This is a genomic window from Herbaspirillum sp. GCM10030257, assembly GCF_042666555.1.
GTDB lineage: Bacteria > Pseudomonadota > Gammaproteobacteria > Burkholderiales > Burkholderiaceae_D > Noviherbaspirillum.
This window is the reverse complement of record NZ_JBHTDH010000119.1, coordinates 1-1,017: the sequence shown is the minus strand read 5'-3', so window position 1 is coordinate 1,017 and position 1,017 is coordinate 1. Positions and strand designations below refer to the sequence as shown.

Sequence of the window (1,017 nt, the reverse complement as noted above, 5' to 3'; positions counted from 1 at the left end):
CGCTGAGCACCACCTGGGCGTGGCTGTCGGCGATCATGAAGGCCTGGCGGCTGGCCGGGGCATTCTGGTCCAGCGGCACGTAGGCAGCGCCGCACTTGAGGATCGCCAGTTCGGCCACCACCAGTTCGAGCGAGCGCTCCAGCAGCAGCGCCACATGCGAGCCCGGGCCGACGCCGTGTTGATGCAGGTGATCGGCGAGCTGATTGGCACGCATATCGAGCTCGGCATAGGTCAGTTCGACACTCTGCCCAATGATGGCCACTGCGTCCGGCGTAACCGCTGCCTGCGCCTCGAACAACTGGTGAATGCATCGGTCTTGCGGATAGTCGACCGACGCTCCATTCCAGTCAACCAGCAACTGCGTGCGTTCTGAGCTACCTAGCATCGGCAGCTCGTCGATCTTCTGGTCATCGTCAGCCACCATGCCTTTCAATACGTTGCGCAGGTAGTCGATGTATCGCTGGATCGTCGCGCCCTCAAACAGCGCTGCGGCGAATTCCACCGCACCCCTGATGCAGCCGTGCTGTTCACCCAGGTTCAGTGTCAGGTCAAATTTTGCCACGGTATATTCGCCGCCCACGGGTGCGTGGGTAAGCGTGCCAAGATCCAAATGACCTTCTTCATTGTTTTGCCAGTTGAACATTGCCTGGAACAGCGGGCTGTGTGCCATGCTGCGTGGCGGGTTGACCAGCTCCACCACCTGCTCGAACGGCAGGTCCTGGTGCTGCTGTGCTTCCAGCGTGCGCGCCTTCACCGACTGCAGCAGTTGCGCAACGCTGGGACTGCCCGATACATCTAGCCGCAGCGCCTGCGTATTGATGAAGATACCGATCAGCGGCTCGACCTCGGCACGCAGGCGGCCAGCCATCGGCGTGCCAATCACCACCTCATCCTGCCCCGACAGCCGCGACAGCACCGCTGCCCAACCTGCCAGGACAGTCATGAACAGCGTGGTGCCATGGCGACGGCTCAGCGCCTTCAGGCCCGCCGTCAGTTCGGCATCCAGTTCCAGTCCAA

General features: G+C 62.1%; 1 protein-coding gene. It reads right to left on the bottom strand.

The features are described 5' to 3' along the window. A partial coding sequence (locus tag ACFQUU_RS29335; protein ID WP_382252171.1) for a condensation domain-containing protein occupies positions 1 to 1,017 on the bottom strand: 1,017 nt, incomplete at both ends.